The organism is uncultured Methylobacterium sp. (assembly GCF_964242245.1).
Classification (GTDB): Bacteria; Pseudomonadota; Alphaproteobacteria; order Rhizobiales; family Beijerinckiaceae; genus Methylobacterium.
The window spans coordinates 53,615-77,524 of record NZ_CAXTBY010000003.1; the positions used below are offsets into that span (position 1 = coordinate 53,615).

Below are 23,910 nucleotides of genomic sequence, written 5' to 3' on the forward strand. Positions count from 1 at the left end.
CGTGGACGGTCGACCGCCAGCCACCTGCGCCATCGGCATCATGGCCAAGGCGCCGCAGCCCGGCCGCTCGAAGACGCGGCTCTGCCCGCCGCTGACGCCGGAGCAGGCGGCCGCCCTGAGCGCGGCCTTCCTGCGCGACACCGCGCGCAACATCGCCGAGGCCGCGCGCCGCGCGCCGATTACCGCCTACGCCGCCTACGCGCCGCGGGGGACGGAGGACGTGCTCGCGGCGCTGCTCGCCGACGAGACCGCGCTGATCCTCGCCGATGGCAACGGGCCTGTGCCCGACGCCGTCCGGGGCTTCGGCCGCTGCCTGCTCCAGGCGGTCGAGGGCATGCTCGGGCGCGGCCACGAAGCCGCGATCGTCCTGAGTTCCGACACCCCGACCCTGCCGACCCGTATCCTGGTCCAGGCCGCCAGCCTGCTCCTCGCGCCCGGCGATCGCGCCGTACTCGGGGCCTGCGGGGACGGCGGCTACTACCTGCTCGGCCTCAAGCGGGCGCATGCGGACATGTTCTCCGACATCGCCTGGAGCACCGAGACCGTGGCCGCGGCGACGCGGGAGCGGGCGTGCGGCCTCGGGCTGGACCTGGTCGAGCTCGAGCCCTGGTCCGACGTGGACGACGCCGACGCGCTCAGGGCCCTGCTCGCCGAGGCCGGCGGCTACGCGGCGCCCGAGACGCGGGCGGTGCTCGCCCAATTCGGCCTGAGCGCCGGCCGCATCGCCTGGGACGTTATCCCCGCATGAGGGCCGCGTTCCGAAGTCCGACGGCGCGTCTGGCCAGCCTCGGCGGTGCGCTGGCGCTGCTGATGATCGGCGCGCTCGCGCTGCACGTTCCCGGCGCCGACACCGTCGGGACGCCGACCCGCGCCAACCTGTTCGTCGCGGTGCTCGCCCTGGGCGTGGCCCTCTACCTCGCAGCAATCCGCCTCGTGCTGCGGGCCGACCTCCCCCGCTCCGCGCTCTGGCTCGTGCTCGGCCTCGCGGTGCTGATGCGAATGGCGCTGCTGCCGTCGCTGCCGTTCCTGTCGAGCGACATCTACCGCTACGTCTGGGACGGACAGGTCCAGGCCGCTGGTATCAACCCCTACCGCTACCTGCCCGTCGATCCCGCGCTGGAGCACTTACGCGATCCGGCCGTGTTCCCGCTGATCAACCGGGCGACCTACGCGCGGACGATCTATCCGCCGGCCGCCGAGGCCGTGTTCGGCCTGGTCGGCCGGGCAAGCGCGAGCGTCACCGGCATGAAGGTTGCGATGCTGGGCTTCGAGGTCGTCGCGGTGATGTGCCTGCTGCGCCTGCTGTCGCTCTCGGGGCTGCCGCGCGAACGCATCGCGATCTACGCCTGGAATCCGCTGGTGCTCTGGTCCTTCGCCTGCGACGGCCACGTGGACGCTGTGGCGATCGGGCTCCTCGGCCTCGCCCTGCTGGTCCGTGCCCGCCGCAGGGACGGATGGGCCGGCGCGATCCTGGCCGGCGCGGTCCTCGTCAAGTTCCTGCCGATCGTCGTCGCCCCGGCCTTCCTGCGGCGCGGCCGCTTCCGGGCGCCGGCGCTGGCGGGCGCCGCGGTCGTGGCGGCGCTCTACCTGCCCTACCTCTCGGCGGGACGCGACCTGTTCGGGTTCCTCGGCGCCTACGGCAGCGAGGAGGGCTACGACACCGGTGCCGGCTTCTGGCTGGTGGCCGGCCTGTCCCACCTCGTGCCTCTGCCGGCCTTCGCGGGCCGCGCCTACGCGCTCGCCGTCGCGGTCGGATTCGGTGCCCTGGCCCTGTGGATCGTCCGGCGCAGGACCGCCGACGCCAGCCCGGCCGCGGTCGCCCTCTGCCGCGACACCGCGATCCTGGCGGCCTGCGCCACCGCGGCGGCCAACCCGCACTACGCGTGGTACTACGCGTGGCTCGCGGTCCCTGCGACCGTCGCGCCGATCCCCGCCGTGATCTGGCTCTCCGCGGCCCCGGTGCTGTTCCTGATCGACCCGTTCAACGAGCGCTTCCTGTGGCCGGCCCTGGTCTTCGTTCCGGCCGCCGCGCTCGCGCTGCGCTCCGTCGTGCGCCATCGGCCGGCCGTCCCGATCCCCGCCAAAGCCCTGGAAGGAACCGCCTGATGCAGGCCTCGGTCGCCCTGAAGGACCCCCGCCGCTACTTCGAGGAGATCGGCGCCCGGCGCGGCGCCACGGCGGAGGCGCCGCCGGTCTGCCTCTACCTGGAGGTGACGAACCGCTGCAACCTCCTGTGCGAGACCTGCCCGCGCACCTTCGAGACCCTGGAGCCTCCGGCCGACATGAGCTGGGAGCTGTTCACGGGAATCGTCGACCAAGTGCCCAACGTCGCCCGCGTGGTGCTGCACGGGGTCGGCGAGCCGATGCTGGTCGAGGCGCTGCCGCGGATGATCCGCTACCTGAAGGACCGCGGCACCTACGTGCTGTTCAACACCAACGGCACCCTGATGCAGCCCAGGCGCTTCGGGGAGCTGATCGACAGCGGCCTCGACGAGCTGCGCGTCTCGCTCGATGCGGCCGACCGCGCCTCCTACGCGCGGGTGCGCGGCAAGGACTTCTTCGACCGCATCGTGCGCGACGTCGGCAAGTTCATCGCCTTCCAGAAGCAGGCCGGCGCCACGACGCCCCGCGTCTCCCTGTGGCTGACCGGCCTGAAGGAGACCGTCGACCAGTTGCCGGCCTTCGTGCGGCTTGCCGCCTCCATGGGCGTGGGCGAGGTCCACCTGCAGCGGCTCGTCTTCGACGAGGGCGGCTACGGCATGGCGCGGGCCGACCTGTCGCTGTTCGAGAGCACGCAGGCCGACGAGCACGCGGCGATCGCGGCGGCGCAGGCGCTGGGCTCCGAGCTCGGCGTCAGCCTCGACGCGTCGGGCGCCACCGAGCCGGGCATGAGCCTCAAGCGCCAGTCCGAAGACCAGCCCTGGGCGACCTGCCGCCGGCCCTGGTCGCTGATGTACTTCACCGCCCACGGGCGGGCGCTGCCCTGCTGCATCGCGCCGTTCTCCGTGCGGGGCTACGGCAACTACACGCTGGGCGACGCCACCCAGTCGACGCTCCGCGAGATCTGGGACAGCCCGGCCTACCGCGACTTCCGCACCGCGCTCCTCTCCGACGCGCCCCCCGCCCCATGCCAGAATTGCGGGATGCGATGGAGCCTGTGAGCCGGGAGCCCGTCAGCGTGGTCATCCCGACCCTGAACGAGGCCGACACGATCGGCGCGGTGATCCGCGAGATCCCGCGCGCCTACGCCGCCGACATCATCGTCGCCGACAGCGGCAGCACCGACGGGACGCAAGGCGCGGCGCGGGCGGCCGGCGCACGGGTCATCGAAGCCGGCCGCGGTTACGGGCGCGCCTGCGCCCTCGGGGCGGCTGCGGCTTTCCCCGTAAACCGCGTCGTGGCGTTCCTCGACGGCGACGGCGCCGACCGCGGCGACCTGATCGGGCAGATCGCCGGCCCGGTGCTCGCCGGCACGCACGACTTCGTCATCGCCTCGCGGACGCGAGGGAAGCGCGAGCCGGGCTCGATGCTCTGGCACCAGATCCTCGCAGGCCGCCTCGCGGGCTGGGGCATCGGGGCGCTGACCCGCGTGCGCTACAGCGACATGTGCGCCTTCCGCGCCATCGACCGGGCCGCCCTGGAACGATTGTCGCTCCGGGAAATGACCTACGGCTGGAACATCGAGATGCAGATGCAGGCCGCCCGCGCGTCCTTGCGCATCCTGGAGGTGCCGATGCCCTACCGCCGCCGCGCCGGCGGCGCGTCGAAGGTCGCGGGCTCGCTCAAGGGGACGCTGCGGGCCGCGTCGCGGATCGGGGCGACGTTCGTGCGCGTGGCGGCCGGGCCGGCACCCGGCCCGTGAGCGAACCCTTCGCCCTCGGCGCCTACCTCGCGCGCTGGAATCATGCCGGCCGGCACGAACTTGCGGCCTCGGATTCCGAGACCCTGCCGCTCGCGGGTCTCCTCGCGCTGGCCGAGCCGGACGACCTCGCCCGGTGGAACGACCTCGCGCTGGGCTACGCCGACCCGAGCGGCGCGCCGGGCCTGCGCGCGCTGATCGCCGCGCGCCACGCGGATGCGACCCCCGGCGACGTGCTGTGCTGCGCGGGCGCGCAGGAGGCCGTGGCCTGCGTCGTGCGCGCCGTCCTCACGCCGGCCGACCACGCGGTCGTCGTACTGCCGATCTACCAGCCCTCCGAGCAGGCGGTGACGGGCTCGTGCGCGGCGAGCGGCGTGCCGCTGGAGGACGACGGCGCCTGGTCCCTCGACATCGACCGCGTCGCCGCCGCGATCCGGCCGAACACGCGGCTCGTGCTGACGAACTTCCCCAACAGCCCGACGGGCGCCGCGATCGACGCAGCCCGGCTCGGCGCGCTGGTCGATCTGTGCCGCCGCCACGGCCTGTGGCTCGTCAACGACGAGGTCTACCGGCAGACCGATTGCGGCCTGTCCGGGGACGTGCCGACGGTGGCCGATCTCTACGAGCGCGGCGTCTCGATCAACGGCCTGTCCAAGGGGTTCGGCCTGCCGGGCCTGCGCGTCGGCTGGGCGGTGTGCCGCGATTCCGGCCTGCTCGCGAGGGCGCTCGGCGCCAAGAGCGTGCTGTCGAGCTGCCTCTCGGCCCCGAGCGAGGTGCTGGCCCGGGTGGCGCTCCGGGCCGAGGCGCAGATCCTCGCCCGGACGCGGGCGATCGGACAGCGCAACCACGCCGTCCTGCGGGCGCTCATCGCGCGGCGCCCGGATCTCTTCGAGCCTGAGCCGACGCGCAACCTCGCTTTCGCCTTCCCGCGCCTGCGCGGCCCGGAGGGCGCCGATCGCTTCGCCCTGCGGCTTGCCCGCGATGCCGACCTGCTGGTCCTCCCCGCCGCTCTGTGGCGCTCTCCGCTCGCGCCGATACCGACGGACCGGCTGCGGATCGGCCTCGGCCACGCCGCCTGCGAGGCCGCCCTCGCCACCCTGGAGCACCACCTCGACCCGATACCGGCCGGCACCGCTCGGTCCCCGCGGGACCTGCACGCGGTCGATGCGGCGCAGCCGGCGCGATCCGCGGCAGCCCCCATCGCGGGAGCCCGGATGCGATCGGAGTCGATCGGCGTCGACACGGCGTCGACGTAGACGCGGCGGCGCGCTGCGCCCGCCAAGTTCCATCGCACGAAGGCGGTCGCGGCAGGCCCCGGTCAGATCAGGGCAAGGTCGGCAGGCTCCGCGTCGGCGAAGATGCGGCGTAGGCTCGGCTGATCGAGGCCGTAGAGGCGCCGGAGCAGGCCGGCGAGCAGCGCCCGGTAATCGGTGAGCACGGGATGGTCGCGGTTCTGGCACAGGTTCGCCTCGTCGGCGGCGACCTGCCGCCCGGCGATGCGGCCGCCGCGCACGCCGCCGCCGAGCACCCAGTAGACGCTGCCGTGGCCGTGATCGGTGCCGCGGCTGCCGTTCTCGCGGAAGGTGCGGCCGAACTCCGAGAGCACCACCACCACGGTGTCGCTCCAGGCCGGCCCGATCTCCTGGACGAAGCCGGCCAGGCCGCGACCGAGCTCCCCGACGCGGTCGGCAAGGTAGCCGGTGCCGGCCCCCTGGTTGACGTGCGTGTCCCAGCCGCCGACATCGACGAAGCCGAGGTTGAACTGCTCGCGCATCAGGCGGCCGATGCGGCGGGCCGAGAGCTCGAAGCCCTTCGGCGACACGGCGCCGCGGTCGGCCTCGGCCGGGTGGTCCGAGATCGCGTGGTAGACCTCATCGCGCACCCGGAACCCCTCGCTCACCGCCTGCGCGAGCGGCGTGTCGCGGTACATCGCCGTGATCAGCTTGGCCTGCCGCTCGTCGATGCCGGGCTTGCCGACGCCGTTGATCGCGATGTTGGGCACGGTCTCGGTTCCGCGGAAGATCAGCGGCACCTGCTCCGTGAAGGTGATCGGGCGCACCCGCGTCAGCTCGGCGGCGAGCCGCGCCATGAAGCCCGAATTGTAGTCGCGCGACCGGCCCACGGTCTGGCCGAGCTCGATCGTGTCCTGCGTCTCGAAGTGGCTGCGGGTGAGGTCGTCGGTGCCCGCGAACGGGACGAAGGCGGCCTGCCCCCGGGCGTAGAGCGGCAGGATGGTCTCGCGCAGCGCCGGGTGCAGGCTCCAGTCGGCATCGAGCGCCAGCGCCGCAGCGGGGTTGCCCGGATCGGGCCGCGCGACGGCGAGGTTCGGCCGGGCGCGGTAGTAGAAATCGCTGCCCGTCGGGATGATGACGTTGGCCGCGTCGTAGGCGCCGCGCAGGAACACGACGAGGAGGCGCGCATCGGCCTTCGGCGCCGCCCAGACCCGGCCGGCGACGGTGGAGAGGCCCAGGGCGAGGGAGGCTCGGAGGAGGTCGCGACGGTCCACGGCAAGCCTCGCGTCACCGCATGAATTCGGGGGCGGACAGGAACAGCGTGTTCCAGTCCTGCGGGGAGACGGCGCGGGCGAGCGCCGCGCGGGTCGCCTCGCTCAGGGTCGCCGACAGCGTCGAGAAGTAGAGGGCGTTCTGCAGGAGGGGGAAGGCCGGCTCCTCGACCGCGTCAGGTGCCGGCTTGAACAGGCCGGCCGGCCCGGAGCCGATCTGGCGCGCGACCTCGAAGCGCGTCGTCATCTGTCCCGGCCCGTTCCAGGCGCCCTGCGCGAGCGGGTATCCGTCGGGCGTCGAGCGGTTGAACAGGCCCTCGCCGAGCCGGTTGAGCCAGCCCTGCACCGGCGCGGTGCTGCGCACGACCCGGCCATCGTAGGCGAGGCGCACTGCCGACAGCACGTAGCGCACCGGGTCCTTGAACCCGCCGCCGAGGGCGGCCTCGAATTCCGGCGCGCGGAACAGGGCGTCGAGGACCGCAACGATGTCGCCGTCGCTGCGGGCGAAGGCGGCGGCGAGGCGGTCGGTCAGGGCGTCCGGCGGTGCCGTCCCCATGAAGTACGTCGCCAGCGCGCCCGACACGCTGCGGGCGGTGGCCGGATGGCGGACGATCAGGTCGAGCGCCTCCTCGATCTCCGGCCAGCCGCGCCCGCGGATCGCGTGCCCGAGGAAGGTCTTGTCTCCGTAATCGTGCCGGTTCGGGTTGAACGTGAACAGGCCGGCCCGGACGAGATCGGCCTGCCGCTCGGGTCTCACCTTCGGGTCGTCCGGGCGGGCGTCGATGCCGATCCCGGTGAGGATGCGGGCGAGGCTCTCGACGTCGTCCTGCGCGTAGCCGGAGCCGACGCCCATCGTGTGCAGTTCCATCAGCTCGCGGGCATAGTTCTCGTTGAGGTGACCGGCGGCGTTCTCGGCGTTGTCGAGGTAGCGCAGCATCGCCGGATGCCGGAGCGTCGCCGCCAGCAGGTCGCGGAAGCGCCCGAGCGCGTGCGGCCGGATCGCGTCGTCGACGTAGTCGCCCACCATCGCGCGCAGGTTCGCCTTGCCCTGGTGGACGTTGAAGCGGTTGAACCAGAACCACGTCAGCCGCTCGCGCACCTGATCGGGAGCTGAGAGTGCACGCAGGATCGTCGCGGCGGCCGCGTCCCGTGCCGCCGCGGAGAGGGTGGCCTGATAGGCCTGCTGGGCGGCCTTCTTCGTGTCCGGATCGGACTCCGCGTTGGCCGCCTTCGCCTGCGCCTCGAAGGCCGCGACGCGCTCGAGCAGCGAGGTGTGCGGACGCAGCGCGTCGACCTGCGCCTGGGCCGCGTCCGGCAGCGCCGGGGTCGGCTGCGGATGCAGTTGCTCGTGCAGCCAGCGCCCGCGGCCCATGCCGCGGAGCTCGGCGAAGCTCGACGGGGTGACGCCCCAGGTCAGCGCGTCGAGGAACCGGGCGTCATCGGCCGGCGAGCCGGCGGCGGCATTCGCGATCGTGGCGCCGAAGGCCAGGACGGCGGCGAGACGGCGCAGGACGGAAAGCGCTGGCGGCACCCTCGGATCTCCCCCTCGCTCGGGCCGGCTGCGCCATACGGCACTCGGATTGTGGCACCGGTGCGGTTCCCCGGACGCTGTGCGGTCCGCGACGCCCCGGGCGCGTCTCGGTGTCCCGTGCGGTGCCGCTCAGGTCCCGCGATCCGGGAGGTCCGCCGGCAGACCGATCACCACGCGCAGGCCCGGCGCATTGTCCTCCAGGGTGAGGCTGCCCTGGTGAAGGCGGACCACCGCGCTGACGAGGCTCAGCCCGAGGCCGAAGCCCGGCCGCGAGCGGGCCTCTTCCAGCCGCACGAAGCGGTCGAGCACGCGCCCGCGCTCGGCCTCCGGGATGCCCGGGCCGTGGTCGGCCACGGTGAGCACGATGTTCGAGCCTGCGCGCGCTGCCGCCACCGCGATCCCGCCGCCCGGCGGCTCGGCGGGCGCGTACTTGATGGCGTTGTCGATCAGGTTGGCCAGCGCCTGCCCGATCAGCTCGCGGTTGCCGTCGAGAACGAGGCCGTCCGGCGCGGAGACGGCGAGGTGCAGGCCGCGCGCCTCCGCCAGCGCCTCGTAGAGCTCGCCGACGCCGCGGACCGCCGGCCCAAGATCGAAGGGCGCCCGGCTCTCGCGGGCGCCGGCTTCCAGCCGCGCGATCATCAGGAGGGCGTTGAACACCCGGATCAGGCCGTCGCTGTCGTCGATCACGCCCTCCAGGGCGCCGCGCAGGGCGTCCGGCGCGCCGTCCGCGCGCAGGGCCGCGTCGGCGCGGTTGCGCAGGCGAGTCAGCGGCGTCTTCAGGTCGTGGGCGATGTTGTCGGAGACCTCGCGCAGGCCGCGCATCAGCTCGCCGATCCGCTCCAGCATCAGGTTGAGGCTCTCCGCCAAGCGGTCGAGTTCGTCGCCGTTGCCGGCGACGGGGAGCCGGCCGTCGAGGTCGCCCGCCATGATCGTGCGGGCGGTGCCGGTCATCGCGTCGACCCGCTTGAGGACGCGGCCGGCCACGACCCAGCCGCCGACGACGCCGAGCAGCACGACGAGGGCGAGCGAGGCGCCGAAGGTCCGGCCGATCACCCCGCGCAGGCGGTCGCGCTCCTCGACATCGCGTCCGACCAGCAGCCGGAACCCGCCCGGCAGGGTGAAGATCCGCGCGATCGCGCGGCGGTCCCCGCCGTCGTCGGTCTCGCGGCTGCGGCCGTAGACGGTCTCGGCCAAGCCCGGCAGGGCCAGCAAAGCCGCCGGCACGTCGCCGACGTTGCCGACCACGTGCTCGCCGCCCGCCGTCGTCACGAGGTAGAGCGAGGCGCCGGGCTCGCGGGCGCGCCGCTCCACCGCCGCGATCAGCCGGCGCAGGCCGCCGGCATTGTACTGCTCGGCCAACCCGTTGATCTCGGCATCGATCGTCGAGACGATCTGATCGTCGAGCACCCGGCGGGCACTCCAGGCGATGGTGCCGAGCGCGACCACGGCGCAGGCGGAAAAGACCGCGAGGTAGGCGATCGACAGCTTGAACGCCGTGGTCCGGAACAGCTTCTGCAGCTTGGAGAGCGGGCTCTCGGACGCCGACGGGGGTGGGGTCACGGTAACCGGATATGCGCGCATCACGCCGAGCGGGGCTCGTCGGCGCGAACCATGTAGCCCGCGCCGCGGATCGTGTGGATCATCGGACGCTCGAAGCCCCGGTCGAGCTTGGCCCGCAGGCGCGAGACGTGCACGTCGATGACGTTGGTCTGCGGATCGAAGTGGTAGTCCCAGACGTGCTCCAGCAGCATCGTGCGGGTGACGACCTGCCCCGCGTGCCGCATCAGGTACTCCAGCAGCCGGAACTCGCGCGGCTGGAGGGCGACCTCCCGGCCGGCCCGATGCACCCGGTGCGACAGCCGGTCGAGTTCGAGGTCGCCGACGCGGTAGGCGGTCGCCTCGGCGGCCTCGGGCGCCGTGCGGCGCCGGGCCAGCACCTCGGCGCGGGCGAGCAGCTCGGAGAAGGCGTAGGGCTTGGGCAGGTAATCGTCGCCGCCGGCGCGAAGGCCCTTCACCCGGTCGTCGACCTGACCGAGCGCGGAGAGGATCAGCACCGGCGTCGCCACCGCCTGCGCGCGCAAGCTACGGATCAGGGAGAGTCCGTCGAGCTTCGGCAGCATCCGGTCGACGATCAGCACGTCGTAGGCGCCCTCTCGGGCGAGCGCGTAGCCGTCGAGGCCGTCCGTCGCGTGGTCGGCGCGGTGTCCGGCCTCCCGGAACGCCTTGACGAGGTAGGCGACCGCCTCGGGATCGTCCTCGATGATCAGGAGCCGCATGGATGGGGTGCATAGCGCGGAGCGGCGCGGCGGGAAACGGGTCTCGCCGACCACGGGCACGGGCGCCTCATCCGCCGGCGGTTGCAGGCGGCGCCCGATTCACCCGCCGATGACCCGCACCCGGTGCCACGCGGCGCTGAGACAGCCCTCGTCGCTCCAGGTGTTGTCGGGTGCGGCGGCCTGGGTCTGGCCGGCTGCGTCCCAGGCCCGCACCGCGAGTTCGTGCTCGCCGCGTGTGAGGTCGCGCTCGATCCGGGCCTGGGCCCAGGTGCGGCCGCCGTCGGCGGAGACGTCGACGCGGGCGACCGCGCGGTCGCCCGCGATGGCGTAGCCGCGGACCGGCTGCCGGCCCGCCTTCAGTGCGGCGGCGCGCGCGGGCTCGCAGATCGCGCCGTTGAGCGGCATCGCCTCAGCCCCCGATGATCCGCTCGCCGAGCTTCCGATCCACGGTCTGAACCGTACGGTCGATCTCGGCGTCGGGCTCACCGAGCTGATGCGAGATCAGCTTGACCAACAGGTCGACCCGCTCGATGAAAGGCGCCCCGTTCGCCACCGCCCGGGCCGCCGACGAGGGTTTGAGGAGGCTCTCCGCAGCCTTGGCGTACTTCTCGAACGGCACCTGATCCTGTGGATCGGCGCCCAAACGCCGGGCGATGGTGTCGATGTGCTCGTAGATCGCGCGTGAACGTGCCAGATCGCCGTGGACCGCGTCGCGGATCGACTGCGGCTCGTGCAGCGTGATGCAGCGGTAATTCCCGGTCAGCAGCATCGACCATTTCGCCAGCGGGACGAAGAGCGACTCGAACACCTTCAGCTTCACCGGGACGTCCTGGCCGTCGAGCCGCACCGCGTCGATGTCCGCCTCCAGTTCCCGGAGCAGCCGGTTGTGCGTCTCGTCCGCGAACGGCGCCGCCTTGAAGTTCGTCGGCAACCCGACGTGGAGGATGTTCGCCCCTTCGTCCGCCGGGCGGAAGGCCTGCGGATCGGGTGAGCAGAGCGATATCAATCCCGGCTGAAACCGGTCCCAAACGCCAGCATTGGTGTAGGCATCCTCCAAGTCCATCTCCGCGAGCGCCGGGATTCGTTTGAGATACGGCAGGGGCGGCATGTTCATGATCGAGAGACACGGCAGCTTCGCCTCGGCGATCTTGATCATCAGGACGCGGATGGTGTGGTTGGTGTATTGCGGCTCCTGCATGGCGAGACCGACCAGATCGTAGCGGTTCAGGTCGACGTCTTCGGGCGGCCTCGCGTCCAAGGTTCCAGGCAGATCGCGCGACTGGATCGACCGATGGACCGCTTCGTCGCGCAACTTGATGCGGACTTCGGTACCTTCACGATTGATGAGGTCTGCGGTCTTCTTGCGACAGACAAGGGTCACGTCGTGACCAGCCATCAGCAGCTTCGTCGCGAGCAAAGAGCCATATGAGGCTCCCAGGATCAGAATTTTGCGTGGCATGCTTCCCTCTCGGTGATTATGTCGCTGATTTCTTGGAGCGCTGATACAAGTCGGTGTTGAATTTCTCCGATACGTTCGGATAGCAAATAACGAATCGGACAAGATTTTGCACTATGCGGCAATTCTTCTAAAAACGGAGTGTGTTTGTGCCTATCTCTAGGATCCGCAGCGAATGGAGATATTGCTAAGGCTTCGGTTTCATGACTTACAGCCGTCTTCGTGCCGTCGCGGGCGGCAGTGAAGCAGAGAACACTAGGCAAGCCAACAGTTTGGTTCGGTTCATACGCTAACGGAGCCCTTCCCGCGCCCTGAACGCCTTCCGCGCCTCCTGGACATCGTCGTAGTAGGTCTCCGCCCAGGTCCGGACGCCGCAGAGCGCCGCGCTCAGGCTCTCGCCGAGTCCGGTCAGGCGGTAATCGACGTGGGGTGGGATCACCGGGTGGACGGTCCGCATGACCAAGCCGTCGCATTCCATCTGACGCACGGTCTTGGTGAGCATCTCCTGGCTGATGCCGCCCACCACCTTGCCGAGCTGGGTGAAGCGCAGCGCGCCTTGCTGCTGCAACGCTTCCAGGATCAGCATCGTCCACTTGTCGGCCGCCTGTCCGATCACGTCCTGGACCAGGGCCTCGATCGCGGGATCGACCGCGCGCGGCACCGGGTCCGCGTGCCGCCTGTCGATCGCCGCTGCGCGCTTCATGATCACTCTCCGTCAGGTGCCTATAACACTTCATGGTGCCTACTTACCGAATTGCAGGCAATCTCACACGCAGGTGGTCATATCGCGCGCGGAAGGTTGTACCGGACATTGTCCGGCCCGGTGGAACGCCGATCAAAGCCGTTGATCAATTTCGGGAAATTCGGTTGGAGTGGCAGGATCTGAACCTGCGACCCTCACGTCCCGAACGCCGGGGCGTACCGCCTGCGCCCTCGCGATCGCTCAGGAATTCGTGCCGGCCGCCCGCTCGCGATCAGGCCGCCATCGGGATAGGCGAGCGCGGCAGTGATGGCGAGCCGCAGCGGGGTGGTTTCGGTAACCGCCGACCGGTCCGCGATGCGTGGCCTACGCGCCATCGACGGCTCCGAATGCGCGATCCGTGATTGCAAACCTGTTACTTCCCGCGCTTCTCCTGCGCCGCGATCCGGGCCAGCATGACCGAGCAGTGCGCGCAGAACTGCGCGCCGAGCCGGAGAGCGATCGTCGCCGCGCACGCGCTGGGCAGCCCGTCCCTGGCGCTCTGCTACGCCGTCCAGTTCGAGACGGCGCTCCGGCAGTGGGACGCCGCCGGGCAGTGGTATCCGCTTGCCGGTCCGGCGATCTGCCCGGTGGTCGACGGCTCGTCCAAGTGGGCGGGGCTCGAATGGCGCCACATCGGCCAAGACCTGCTGCTTGCGCGACCTGCCGTCCGCGACCTGCCGTCGAAGACGCGCGGGTCGACCAGCGCCGAGATCCTGATCGACCTGTCCCTCTGCCCGATGGGGCTCGACGAAGTCGTGCAGATGCCGCCCGAGGCGCGCTCCGCGCTCATCGTGAACGAGCACACCGGGTTGCCCGACACCGACATGCAGTTCCGGCGCGCCTTGCGCCAAGTGCGGGCCGCGGCCGGCCGGCCGCGCGGGCTGTGGAGCCGGGACGTGCGCGCCCCGGCCATCACCGAAGGGCGCCGCGGCGGGCCGTCAACGACGACGCGGCGAAGGTCGCCGGGCACATCAACAGCCGGATCACGGCTGAGGTCTACGACCGGCAGCGCCTGGAGGCCCGGCGGCGCTTCGCCACCGCGCGCCTCGATCGGTGCGGCGGCGCCGAGCCCGCCTGAACGCTCCGGGAGCGTACCGAGGAAGGACCTCGGAACGCGCGGCGCAAGCTCCTGCGTTGCCTATGGAAAAAGAACGGCCTGTTAACGAAGACTTAACGAAGATTGCCCGCGGCGCGGCGCGGCGTGATAGTGGGGCGTTCGCGTTGCGTAGGGCCCGGCGGGCTCGTGAGAGCGAGAGTTTCAGCCTTGCAATGGTTGCAGTCCGTGTTCGGATCTGACGGCTCTCCGGTCGTGCAGTACGTCAGCATCTTCGCCGTGATCTTCGCGGTGCTGACCGTGATCGTGCTGGCGGTGCGCCGCCTCGGTGGCGGCGGCCTCGCCCAGGCCGGCCGAGGCGGTCAGCGCGGGCGCCAGCCGCGACTCGGCATCGTCGACGTGTACGAGCTCGACCGGCAGCGCCAGCTCATCCTGCTGCGGCGCGACAACGTCGAGCACCTGCTCCTCGTCGGCGGCCCGAACGACGTGGTGATCGAACGCCACATCCAGCGCGGCCAGCGCGACCCGGGCTTGCGGCCCGAGGCGATGGCCGAGCCCCGTCCCGACGCGATCCCGGGGGCATCCGACGCCGCGCTTCCCGGCCTGGAGGAGCAGCGGCCCGAGCCGTTCTTCCCGCCGAGCTTCGAGATGCCGGTGGTGCTGGGGCCGACCGCGCCGGGATCGAGCGCGGCTCCGCCGGTGACGCATCCCCTCGACGCGGCCGCCCTCGACCTCGCCGCCGCGACCGAGCGCGCCGACGCGGTCGTGCCCGCTTCCCGTCCGGACCCCGCCGCGCGGCGGCCGCTGCGACGGACCGCGCCGCCGCTGCTCAGCCCGCATCCGGACGTGGCCTCCGAGCGCGAGCGCCCCGACGCGGCCCCGGCCGACCCGATTCCCGCGCTGCCGCCGGCCGAGCGCCGTGCGATCGACCCCGCGATCCTGGCGGACATGGCTCGCCAGCTCGAGGAGGCGCTCGCCCGTCCCGCCTCGGCGGTGACCCCGCCCCCCGCGGCGCGCCAAGCTCCCGCGACGGAAAGCCCCGCGGAGCACGCCGCGACCGACCCGGTCGCCGACGCCACGGCCTCGACACCGGTCGAACCCGCGCCTCGGGACGGCGAGCCCGACGACGCGCTGTTCGAGGAGCCGCCGCAAGAACCCGAACCGTTCCTGCCCGATCCGCCCGAGCCGGCCGCTCCCGTGGCCGAGGCGCCTCCGCCCGTGCCGGAGCCTCCCCCTCACGTCGCACCGGCCGCGGATCCGGTTGCTCAGGCCGAGCCCCCGCGCGCGGAGCCGCCTTCGCAGCCGGAACCGCCGCCGTCAGCGCCTGCCCAGAAATCGTCCGCAAATCCGTTCTCGGTTGAGGAGATCGAGGCCGAGTTCGCCAGGCTCCTCGGTCGCCCCCTCGACAAGCGGAACTGACGGGTTCGGGTCTCTCGCGGGTTGAACGATCGCGGATGCCGCTTCGGATCGCGTGCGGATCCGTTCCTCCGAACCCGAGAGGACGGGTGGCCGGGTGTCACACCGGCTCGCGCAGCGTCTCCGGCATCAGCAGCACCGCCACGAAGCTGATCGCTGCGGCGATGGCAAGGTAGGCGCCGACCCATGCGATCCCGCCCCAGTCGACGAGGCGCTGGGCGAGGTAGGGGGCGCCCGAGGCGCCGATGATGCCGGCAAGGTTGTAGGTCACCGAGGCGCCGGTGTAGCGCACCCGGGTTGGAAACAGCTCCGGCAGCAGCGCCCCCATCGGCCCGAACAGCCAGCCCATCAGGAACAGGCCGAGGCAGAGGAAGCCCAGCACCAGGGGCGCCTGCCCGCTGCCGAGCATCGGCCCGAGGAGGAACCCGAGGAGGACGGTGAGGGCCGTCCCGAGCAGGATCACCGGTCGGCGCCCGAAGCGATCGGCGGCGGCCCCCGAAAGCGGGATGCCCGCGGCCATGAAGCAGACCGCGACGCACTCGAACAGCAGGAAGGTCGGGCGCGAAAAGCCCAGCGTCGCGGTGCCGTAGCCGAGCGCGAACACCGTCGAGAGGTAGAACGCCGCGTAGCAGGCCACCATCGAGAGCGTGCCGAGCAGCGTGGCGCGGCCATGCTGCGTCAGCATCGTCACGAACGGCACGCGCTCCGGCGCCTCGACGGCGAGGGCGGCCTTGAACAGCGGCGTCTCGGTGAGCCTCAGCCGGACGTAGAGCCCGACCCCCACAAGGGCGGCCGATGCGAGGAACGGCAGGCGCCAGCCCCAGCTCTGGAAGCTCTCGGGCGAGAGGCCGTAGCTCAGCGCCAGGAAGCCGAGATTGGCCAGGATGAACCCGACCGGCGCGCCGAGCTGCGGGAAGATGCCGTACCACGCCCGCCGCCCCGGCGGCGCGTTCTCGACGGCCAGCAGGGCTGCCCCGCCCCACTCGCCGCCGAAGCCGAGGCCCTGGCCGAAGCGCAGCGCGCAGAGCGCCGCGGGCGCCAGCCATCCGGCGGCGCTGTACGTCGGCAGGCAGCCGATCAGCACCGTCGAGACGCCCATGATCATCAGGGAGGCGACGAGCGTGCGCTTGCGCCCGATCCGGTCGCCGAAATGCCCGAACACGGCCGCCCCGATCGGCCGCGCGACGAAGGCGATGGCGAAGGTGGCGAACGCCGCCAGGAGCTGCACGCCCGGCTCGCCCGACGGGAAGAACACCGGCCCGATCACCAGGGCGGCGGCGGTGGCGTAGATGTAGAAGTCGTAGAACTCGATCGCGGTGCCCACGAAGCTCGCCGTCAGGATGCGGCGGGCCGAGAGCGCGGTCGGCGGTGCGGTCTGGAGCATGGGCCTGCAGGATCGTGCGCGTGCGGTGCGCCTCGGTAGTGCAGAGCAGGTCCTTTGCCCAGCGCGATGTTCGTGAGCACGGGGCGAGCCGGCGCGTTCCGCATGCGGCGGTCCATCCTGGGAGGCGGCGTTCCGGCCAGCCGGGCACGTTCGTTGCGCCGTCCATAATCCTGGACGCATGCGCACATTTTTTGTGCAATGCACGCGCCGATCTGCTTCCCAGTCGCGCTGTTCGGGCGGCCGGTGGACGCCGGGGCGCCGCCACGGCCTCGCCCGCCATGCCCAAGATATTGGCACGGAATCTGCTGAGGGACGGGTGCCCGTCAATGCCGACGGCACCGCCTCCGCCAGCAACGCCGCTGATGCGATCCGCTCCGTCTCGCTCCGTCCAGCGACCGGCGGGTTCCGTCGTCGTGCGGATCGGCGGATTTCGGTGTGTTCGTGATGTGAGGATGCGATCGGCGATGCGAAACGGCGAGACGAAGACCCCTCCCGGCGCGGGCACCCGCCGCGGCCTGCTCAAGGGCGCCGCCGGCGCCCTCTCGCTCGCCGCCGCTGCGCGGCTCGCCCTACCGGGCGGCGCCTTCGCGCAAGGGGCCGGCCCGGAGGTGAAGGGGGCCAAGCTCGGCTTCATCGCGCTCACCGATGCCGGTCCGCTCTTCGTCGCCAAGGAGAAAGGCTTCTTCGCGCGTCACGGCATGCCCGACGTCGAGGTGCTGAAGCAGGCCTCCTGGGGCACGACGCGGGACAACCTCGTGCTCGGCTCAGAGGGCAACGGCATCGACGGGGCCCACATCCTCACGCCGATGCCCTACCTGATCAGCGCCGGCCGCGTGACGCAGAACAGCGTCCCCGTGCCGATGAACATCCTGGCGCGCCTGAACATCAACGGCCAGTGCATCTCGGTCGCCAAGGAATACCTCGATCAGAAGGTCGGCCTCGATGCCAAGGTGTTCAAGGCGGCCATCGACAGGAAGAAGGCGTCGGGCAAGTCGGTGAAGGCCGCGATGACCTTCCCCGGCGGCACCCACGACCTCTGGCTCCGCTACTGGTTGGCGGCCGGCGGCATCGACCCCGACAAGGACATCGAGACGATCGTCGTGCCGCCGCCGCAGATGGTGGCGAACATGAAGGTCGGCACGATGGACTGCTTCTGCGTCGGCGAGCCGTGGAACGCGCAGCTCGTGCAGCAGGGCCTCGGCTACACCGCGCTGACCACCGGCGAATTGTGGAAGGACCACCCCGAGAAGGCCTTCGCGATGCGCGCCTCGTGGGTGGAGAAGAACCCGGTCGCCACGAAGGCGCTGCTGATGGCGGTGCTGGAAGCGCAAGCTTGGTGCGACAGACCTGAGAACCGCGACGAGTTCGCGGCCATCGTCGCCAAGCGCCAGTGGATCAACATCCCGCCGGCCGACGTCGCCGGCCGGATGAAGGGCACGATCGACTACGGCGACGGCCGCGTCGTCGAGAACAGCCCCCACGTCATGAAGTTCTGGGCCGACAACGCCTCCTACCCGTACCAGTCGCACGACCTGTGGTTCCTCACCGAGGACATCCGCTGGGGCAAGTACGACGCGCAGACCGACACCAAGGCGCTGATCGCCAAGGTGAACCGCGAGGACCTGTGGCGCGAGGCGGCCAAGGCGCTCGGCGGCGTCGCCATCCCGGCGAGCACATCGCGCGGTAAGGAGACGATGTTCGACGGCAAGGTCTTCGACCCGGCCGACCCGGCCGCCTACCTCGCCAGCCTCGGCATCAAGAAGGTCTCGTGATGGCCGCCTCGTCGAGCGTCGACGCCAAGGTCCCCCTCGAAACGGCGTCGCGCGACGCCGCCGGCGCGAAGAGCCGCCGGCCCTTCGTCACGGCCAAGACCCTGAAGGGACTCGCCGCCAACCTGATCCCGCCCCTCGTCGTGCTGGCGGTCTTCCTGCTGTTCTGGGAGATCGCCTGCTCGCGGCCGACAGCCGGCCTGCCGCCGCCCTCGCGCGTCGTCACCGAGGCCTGGGACATCATCGCCCACCCGTTCTACGACAACGGCGGCACCGACAAGGGGTTGTTCTGGCACATCTCGGCGAGCCTCCAGCGCGTCGCCTTCGGCTTCACCCTGGCCGCCATCGTCGGCATCCTGACCGGCACGCTCATCGGCCAGTCCGACTGGGCGATGCGCGGGCTCGACCCGATCTTCCAGGTGCTGCGCACGATCCCGCCGCTGGCGTGGTTGCCCCTGTCGCTGGCCGCCTTCCGCGACGGCCAGCCCTCGGCGATCTTCGTGATCTTCATCACCTCGATCTGGCCGATCATCATCAACACCGCGGTCGGCATCCGCAACATCCCGCAGGATTACCGCAACGTCGCCGCCGTGATCCGGCTGAACCCGATCGAGTTCTTCATGAAGGTGATGCTGCCGGCCGCCGCCCCGTACATCTTCACGGGTTTGCGCATCGGCGTCGGCTTGTCGTGGCTCGCGATCGTGGCCGCCGAGATGCTGATCGGCGGCGTCGGCATCGGCTTCTTCATCTGGGACGCCTGGAACTCGTCGCACATCAGCGAGATCATCGTGGCGCTGGTCTATGTCGGCGTGATCGGCTTCATCCTCGACCGCTTGGTGGCGGCCGTCGGCAGCCTCGTCACCCGCGGCACCAGCGCAGCCTGAGGAGGACGAGCATGTCGAAGGCCCATCTCGACCTCTCGCAGGTCGGCATCAGCTTCACCCGCGGCGGCACCACGACGGAGGTCTTACGCGACGTGAACCTCAAGGTCGCCAAGGGCGAGTTCGTGTCGATCATCGGGCATTCCGGCTGCGGCAAGTCGACGGTGCTGAACATCGTCGCCGGGCTGCTGAAGAGCTCCACCGGCGTGACGCTGCTGGACGGCAAGGAGGTCTCGAGCCCCGGCCCCGAGCGGGCAGTGGTGTTCCAGAACCACTCGCTGTTGCCGTGGCTCACCGTGCGCGAGAACGTGGCGCTCGCCGTCGACAAGGTGCTGGCGGGCAAGAAGTCCAAGGCCGAGCGCAGCGCCTGGATCGAGCACAACCTCGCCCTCGTGAACATGGTGCATGCCGCCGACAAGCGGCCGAACGAGATCTCGGGCGGCATGAAGCAGCGCGTCGGCATCGCCCGCGCGCTGGCCATGGAGCCGACCGTCATGCTCATGGACGAGCCGTTCGGGGCGCTCGATGCGCTGACCCGCGCCCACCTCCAGGACCAGCTCATGGAGATCCAGGTCCGGCTGAAGAACACCGTGATGATGATCACCCATGACGTGGACGAGGCGGTTCTGCTCTCCGACCGGATCGTGATGATGACCAACGGCCCCTCGGCCACCATCGGCGAGGTGCTGACCGTGCCGATGCCGCGCCCGCGCCGCCGGCTCGAACTTGTCGAGGACAAGGCCTACGTCCACTGCCGCGCCGAGGTCCTGGAGTTCCTCTACGCCCGCCACGCCCGGCCGGCGATCGCGGCCTAAGGCAGGGCCGGGGCAGCGTGTCGAAGACAGCGTTCATCCGCGCCGCCGAGATCTGGCTGCCGACCGCCGACGGTACGGAACTGGTCCTCGGCAGCGGCCTCTACGGCCCGCTGCACGCGTTCGCGGAGCTGAGCCGGGACACCCGGTTCCGCAAGGGCGAGGGCCTGCCCGGCGAGGCCTGGGCGGCGCGCCACCCGATCGTGATGCGCAGCCTCGCGACCTCGACCTTCCGGCGCATCGCGGCGGCGGCCGAGGCCGGGCTGACCTCGGGCATCGCCATGCCGATCTTCTCCGGCGATGCGATCCGGGCCGTCGTGGTCCTGTTCTGCGGCGACGCCGCCGATCAGGTCGGCGCGATCGAGGTTTGGTCGAACGATCCCGAGACGGACGCGCAGATCGGCCTGCACGACGGCTATTACGGCGGCGCCGAGCTGTTCGAGATGACGTCTCGGATGAAGCGGTTCGGCAAGGGCTTCGGACTGCCCGGCACGGTCTGGGCCGCGGAGATGCCGATGGTATTCCGCGAGATCTACCGCTCCGAGCGCTTCCTGCGCCAGGAGGAGGCTCGCCAAGTCGGACTCACCCTCGGCCTCGGCCTGCCCTTCGACGGCGATCCGGGCAAGACCTGGATCATGGTGTTCCTCTCCGCGCTCGGCACGCCGATCGCCGGCCGCTTCGAGGTCTGGGTGCCCGACGGCAGCGGCGGCCTGATCTACGAAACCGGCCTGTCGGAGGCGGCGACCGACGTCTCCGCCGCGGGGCGCCCGACCCGGATCGCGGCCGGCGATGGGCTCCTTGGCGCGGTGCTCGCCTCGGGGCTTCCGGTCGCGAGCGCCGATTGTGCGGCGGACGCCGCGTGGCTGGTCGATCCCGGCGAACCCGCCGAGGCGCATTCGGCGCTTGCCATGCCGTGCCTCGACGCGGCCGGAGCCCTGAAGGCGGTGACCGCTTGGCGGTTCTGACGCCTTCCGACCGGCGTGTCACGGAACCCTCGGTGGAGGCTGCGCCTTGAGTGTTCCGATCAGGGGAGGATGTTTCCGATGAGCGATGGTTTTCCGTCCATGACCGCCCTGCTGGGGCTGCTCGCGCTGGCGGGCTTTCAGAACCGGGACAAGATCGCGGAGATGCTGGGCAACGCCGGCCAAGCCGGTCCTACCCCCACGCGCGGACCGGCCCCCGGACCCGTGGCCGGACAGGGCATGGACCTCGGCCGCATCCTCGGGGGCGTCCCCGCCACGAGCGCGGGCGGCTTCCTGAACAGCGGTCTCGGCGAGATGCTGTCGCGGTTCACGCAGGCCGGCCACGGCGAGGCCGCGTCCTCGTGGGTGGACCGCGGCCCGAACCGGGAACTGCCCGCGCCGGACCTCGAGAAGGCCATCGGACCCGACGTGATCCAAGTGCTGACGCAGCGCACCGGCCTGTCGCGGGACGAATTGCTGGCCCGCCTCGCGCGCGAATTGCCCGCGGCGGTGGACCGCTACACGCCGGACGGCCGTATCCCCGCCTGACCGGCCGCAGCACCGCTGCGGATTGTATCCGGCAAAAGGCCCGGCGCTCCATCAGAGCGCCGGGCCTTTTCGTTCACGGCAGGGCAGGACGAATGCCTCATACGCCGCGCTTCACCGAAGAAATCTCGGTCTGCATCCTCCCTCCCCCCTCTGCGGGGGAGGATGCCCCTCGCGTGAGCGAGGGTCGGGAGAGTGGAGCACCGGTTCCGGCCCCGTCGCTCCCCTCTCCCGACTTAGCTCGCGGGCCGCCCTTTCCCGCAGAGGGGAGAGGGGAAACTCGCGTCGCGGTATCTTCGGCGGATGATCGGCGCCTCGCAGTCGAGGCTTGGTGTCAGCGGCTCTTCTTGTAGAGCTTGCTCGCGATCTCGAAGATCTCCTGCGGGGCGTAGTCCGGGGCGAAGGCGCCGTAATTGCCGTCGAGCTCCGCCATCTTGCCGCCCTCGGGCATGCCGTCGACGATCTCCAGATTGCCCGGCGGGTCGCCGGGCAGCGCGACCTCGTCGTTCGACCAGACGCCCGCCATCTCCGGATAATCGGGCGAACCGAAGGTGTAGAGCCGGCGGTGGCTGCCCTCGTCGAGGTATTTCTGGCACTCGGGCACGCGCGAGAGATCGATGTTGGGCGTCGGCAGCATCTTCTCGATCTCGACGCCGGTGAGCTTCTTCAGGGCCAGGGCGTAGGCGTGGGCGTGAACCGAGCCGCGCACCAGCAGGTAGCCGCAGACCTCGCGGCCGGTGGCGTCCTTCAGGGTCTCGTAGACGCGCAGCTTGTGGATGCGGGCGCCGCATTCGAGGTGGAAGTTGTGCAGCAGGTCGATGATCAGGTTGCCCGTGGTCGTGACCATGTCCATGTTCCAGGACGCGGCGTTGCTGTTCATCGGCATGGCGCCGCCGCCGTTGGAGAGGAAGCTTCCGGCGAGGCGGATGTCCTTCATGTCGGCAAACGGCGCCTTGGAGATATCGACGTCCTCGGTCGGATCGCCCGGGCCGTTGTTCAGCATGGCGACGCCGGTCGAGACCAGCTCGACGTGGCCGAGCTCTTCGGCGAAGATGCTCGACACGAGGCTGTAGAACGGCCGCAGCTTGGTCTTGTTGCGGAAGTTGAAGCTCTGGAACATGTAGTTGCCGAGCGTCGACATCTCGCCGTACTTGCCGCCGAGCAGCTCCTGAAGGGCCGCGGCCGCGTTCGGGTCCGGTCGCTTGGGCTGCGGAAGCTCGGCCTGGAGCTTGTCGATGCGCATGAACATTAGGAAATCCTCTTGGGTGATGAACACCTGAGAGGGCTACCGCCCAGCCGACAGCCAAGTTCCGGATTCGCCGGGGCGTGGGCCGTTTGGCCGCGCGCGGGTTGCCGTTACGGCCCTCCGGTCTACGCGCCGAGCGCGCCGTCGAGATCCTCGATCAGATCCTCCGGGTCCTCGAGCCCGATCGAGAGGCGCACGACCTCCGGGCCGGCGCCGGCTGCGGTCTTCTGCGCATCGGTGAGCTGGCGGTGCGTGGTCGAGGCCGGATGGATCACCAGCGAGCGCGTGTCGCCGATATTGGCCACGTGCGAGAAGAGCTGCAGGTCGGCGACGAGCTTGACGCCGGCCTCGTAGCCGCCCTTGAGGCCGATGGTGAACACCGCGCCGGAGCCCAGCGGCGTGTAGCGCCGGGCGAGCTGGTGGTATCTGTCGGTCTCCAGGCCCGGATAGCTCACCCAGGACACGGCCGGGTGCGTCTCGAGGTGGGTCGCCACGGCGAGCGCGTTGTCGCAGTGGCGCTGCATCCGCAGCGGCAGGGTCTCGATGCCGTTGAGGATCAGGAAGGCGTTGAACGGCGACAGCGCCGGCCCGAGGTCGCGCAGGCCCAGCACCCGGATCGCGATGGCGAAGCCGAAATTGCCGAAGGTCTCGGCCAGCACCATGCCGGAGTATTCCGGCCGCGGCTGGCTCAGCATCGGGTAGCGCGCGTCGCCCGCCCACTGGAACGAGCCGCCGTCGACCACGAGACCGCCGATCGAGTTGCCGTGGCCGCCCAGGAACTTGGTCGCCGAGTGCACGACGATGTCGGCCCCGTGCTCGAAGGGGCGGATCAGGTACGGCGTCGCCATGGTGTTGTCGACGATGAGGGGGATGTTGTGGCGGCGGGCGATCACCGAGAGGGCCGCGATGTCGGTGATCACGCCGCCGGGGTTGGCGATCGACTCGCAGAAGATCGCCTTGGTGCGCGGGGTGATGGCGCGCTCGAACGAGGACGGGTCGTCGGTGTCGGCCCAGACGACGCCCCAGCCGAAGTTCTTGTAGCTGTGGTTGAACTGGTTGATCGAGCCGCCGTAGAGCTTGTTGGCCGCGATGAACTCGTCGCCCGGCTGCATCAGGGCGTGCATCGTCAGGAACTCGGCCGCGTGGCCCGAGGCCACCGCCACCGCGGCGGTGCCGCCTTCGAGGGCGGCGATGCGCTCCTCCAGCACCGCGTTCGTCGGGTTGGTGATGCGCGAGTAGATGTTGCCGAAGGCCTGGAGCCCGAACAGCGAGGCGGCGTGATCGACGTCGTCGAACACGAAGCTCGTGGTCTGATAGATCGGCGTCGCCCGCGCGCCGGTCGTCGCGTCGGGGCTGGCGCCGGCGTGGATCGCGAGGGTGTTGAAGCCGGGCAGCCGGTCGGTCATCGTCGTCTCCTCGGGCACTGGCCGCGATGTAGCCGTGTACGCCCCGGCGGGAGAGCGGCGCAAGGCG

The 23,910-nt window shown here is 71.0% G+C and carries 22 protein-coding genes; 12 read left to right on the forward strand and 10 right to left on the reverse strand.

Annotated elements, in window-relative coordinates:
• The first annotated feature begins 1 nt into the window (after position 1).
• The 5 genes from ACFE8Y_RS01455 to ACFE8Y_RS01475 are packed head-to-tail and all read left to right on the forward strand — an operon-like array spanning position 2 to position 5,115.
• Positions 2-748, forward strand: coding sequence for a TIGR04282 family arsenosugar biosynthesis glycosyltransferase (locus tag ACFE8Y_RS01455; RefSeq protein ID WP_375462602.1), 747 nt, complete (start codon positions 2-4; stop codon positions 746-748).
• Positions 745-2,106 carry a glycosyltransferase 87 family protein gene (locus ACFE8Y_RS01460; RefSeq protein ID WP_375462603.1) on the forward strand — a complete coding sequence of 454 codons (1,362 nt, stop codon included), beginning with the start codon at positions 745-747 and terminating at the stop codon, positions 2,104-2,106. Before ACFE8Y_RS01455 ends, ACFE8Y_RS01460 begins: the two co-directional genes overlap by 4 nt.
• A complete protein-coding gene (locus ACFE8Y_RS01465; RefSeq protein WP_375462604.1) occupies positions 2,106-3,161 on the forward strand; it encodes a radical SAM/SPASM domain-containing protein in 1,056 nt (351 codons plus the stop codon). The genes ACFE8Y_RS01460 and ACFE8Y_RS01465 overlap by 1 nt, the downstream gene beginning before the upstream one ends.
• Complete coding sequence (locus tag ACFE8Y_RS01470) at positions 3,149-3,862, forward strand: glycosyltransferase family 2 protein (protein ID WP_375462605.1); 714 nt, start codon at positions 3,149-3,151, stop codon at positions 3,860-3,862. The genes ACFE8Y_RS01465 and ACFE8Y_RS01470 overlap by 13 nt, the downstream gene beginning before the upstream one ends.
• On the forward strand, positions 3,859-5,115 hold the full coding sequence (locus ACFE8Y_RS01475) for a pyridoxal phosphate-dependent aminotransferase (protein ID WP_375462606.1): 1,257 nt from the start codon (positions 3,859-3,861) through the stop codon (positions 5,113-5,115). The genes ACFE8Y_RS01470 and ACFE8Y_RS01475 overlap by 4 nt, the downstream gene beginning before the upstream one ends.
• 62 nt (positions 5,116-5,177) lie before the next feature.
• On the opposite strand, the gene ACFE8Y_RS01480 is transcribed toward ACFE8Y_RS01475, so the two are convergent.
• The 7 genes from ACFE8Y_RS01480 to ACFE8Y_RS01510 form a co-directional block, all read right to left on the reverse strand.
• A complete protein-coding gene (locus tag ACFE8Y_RS01480) occupies positions 5,178-6,365 on the reverse strand; it encodes a DUF1501 domain-containing protein (RefSeq protein WP_375462607.1) in 1,188 nt (395 codons plus the stop codon).
• Between the two features lie 13 nt (positions 6,366-6,378).
• The gene (locus tag ACFE8Y_RS01485; protein ID WP_375462608.1) at positions 6,379-7,893 is read right to left on the reverse strand and encodes a DUF1800 domain-containing protein; all 1,515 of its coding nucleotides are present in this window, start codon (positions 7,891-7,893) and stop codon (positions 6,379-6,381) included.
• A 129-nt stretch (positions 7,894-8,022) separates the two neighbouring features.
• On the reverse strand, positions 8,023-9,474 hold the full coding sequence (locus ACFE8Y_RS01490; RefSeq protein WP_375462609.1) for an ATP-binding protein: 1,452 nt from the start codon (positions 9,472-9,474) through the stop codon (positions 8,023-8,025).
• Positions 9,474-10,169 carry a response regulator transcription factor gene (locus ACFE8Y_RS01495; RefSeq protein ID WP_375462610.1) on the reverse strand — a complete coding sequence of 232 codons (696 nt, stop codon included), beginning with the start codon at positions 10,167-10,169 and terminating at the stop codon, positions 9,474-9,476. The genes ACFE8Y_RS01490 and ACFE8Y_RS01495 overlap by 1 nt, the downstream gene beginning before the upstream one ends.
• Positions 10,170-10,268: 99 nt before the next feature.
• Positions 10,269-10,574 carry a hypothetical protein gene (locus ACFE8Y_RS01500; protein WP_375462611.1) on the reverse strand — a complete coding sequence of 102 codons (306 nt, stop codon included), beginning with the start codon at positions 10,572-10,574 and terminating at the stop codon, positions 10,269-10,271.
• A gap of 4 nt (positions 10,575-10,578) precedes the next feature.
• Positions 10,579-11,628 carry a ketopantoate reductase family protein gene (locus ACFE8Y_RS01505; protein ID WP_375462612.1) on the reverse strand — a complete coding sequence of 350 codons (1,050 nt, stop codon included), beginning with the start codon at positions 11,626-11,628 and terminating at the stop codon, positions 10,579-10,581.
• Positions 11,629-11,914: 286 nt separating this feature from the next.
• Positions 11,915-12,328 carry a winged helix-turn-helix transcriptional regulator gene (locus tag ACFE8Y_RS01510; RefSeq protein WP_375462613.1) on the reverse strand — a complete coding sequence of 138 codons (414 nt, stop codon included), beginning with the start codon at positions 12,326-12,328 and terminating at the stop codon, positions 11,915-11,917.
• Positions 12,329-12,729: 401 nt separating this feature from the next.
• Here ACFE8Y_RS01510 and ACFE8Y_RS01515 point away from each other — a divergent pair, with 401 nt between their 5' ends.
• Both ACFE8Y_RS01515 and ACFE8Y_RS01520 read left to right on the forward strand, forming a co-directional pair.
• Entirely contained in the window at positions 12,730-13,530 is an 801-nt protein-coding gene (locus ACFE8Y_RS01515; protein ID WP_375462614.1) for a hypothetical protein, read from the forward strand.
• A gap of 119 nt (positions 13,531-13,649) precedes the next feature.
• Entirely contained in the window at positions 13,650-14,840 is a 1,191-nt protein-coding gene (locus ACFE8Y_RS01520) for a hypothetical protein (RefSeq protein ID WP_375462615.1), read from the forward strand.
• 97 nt (positions 14,841-14,937) lie between these two features.
• On the opposite strand, the gene ACFE8Y_RS01525 is transcribed toward ACFE8Y_RS01520, so the two are convergent.
• Complete coding sequence (locus tag ACFE8Y_RS01525) at positions 14,938-16,221, reverse strand: MFS transporter (RefSeq protein WP_375462616.1); 1,284 nt, start codon at positions 16,219-16,221, stop codon at positions 14,938-14,940.
• A gap of 464 nt (positions 16,222-16,685) precedes the next feature.
• Between ACFE8Y_RS01525 and ACFE8Y_RS01530 the strand changes: the two genes are divergently transcribed.
• From ACFE8Y_RS01530 to ACFE8Y_RS01550, 5 genes are all read left to right on the forward strand, one after another.
• The gene (locus ACFE8Y_RS01530; RefSeq protein WP_375462617.1) at positions 16,686-17,993 is read left to right on the forward strand and encodes a CmpA/NrtA family ABC transporter substrate-binding protein; all 1,308 of its coding nucleotides are present in this window, start codon (positions 16,686-16,688) and stop codon (positions 17,991-17,993) included.
• Positions 17,993-18,874, forward strand: a complete 882-nt coding sequence (gene ntrB, locus ACFE8Y_RS01535) for a nitrate ABC transporter permease (RefSeq protein WP_375462618.1) — start codon at positions 17,993-17,995, stop codon at positions 18,872-18,874. Before ACFE8Y_RS01530 ends, ntrB begins: the two co-directional genes overlap by 1 nt.
• A gap of 11 nt (positions 18,875-18,885) precedes the next feature.
• Positions 18,886-19,686, forward strand: a complete 801-nt coding sequence (locus tag ACFE8Y_RS01540) for an ABC transporter ATP-binding protein (protein WP_375462619.1) — start codon at positions 18,886-18,888, stop codon at positions 19,684-19,686.
• A 17-nt stretch (positions 19,687-19,703) separates the two neighbouring features.
• Positions 19,704-20,648 (forward strand): GAF domain-containing protein, encoded by a 945-nt coding sequence (locus ACFE8Y_RS01545; protein ID WP_375462620.1) that lies wholly within the window; start codon positions 19,704-19,706, stop codon positions 20,646-20,648.
• 78 nt (positions 20,649-20,726) lie between these two features.
• Positions 20,727-21,194: a YidB family protein gene (locus tag ACFE8Y_RS01550; RefSeq protein WP_375462621.1), complete on the forward strand. Its 468-nt coding sequence runs from the start codon at positions 20,727-20,729 to the stop codon at positions 21,192-21,194.
• Between the two features lie 331 nt (positions 21,195-21,525).
• Here ACFE8Y_RS01550 and ACFE8Y_RS01555 read toward each other — a convergent pair whose 3' ends face one another.
• A complete protein-coding gene (locus ACFE8Y_RS01555; RefSeq protein WP_375462653.1) occupies positions 21,526-22,440 on the reverse strand; it encodes a manganese catalase family protein in 915 nt (304 codons plus the stop codon).
• A gap of 122 nt (positions 22,441-22,562) precedes the next feature.
• Positions 22,563-23,843, reverse strand: coding sequence for an O-acetylhomoserine aminocarboxypropyltransferase (locus tag ACFE8Y_RS01560; RefSeq protein ID WP_375462622.1), 1,281 nt, complete (start codon positions 23,841-23,843; stop codon positions 22,563-22,565).
• Positions 23,844-23,910: the final 67 nt, after the last annotated feature.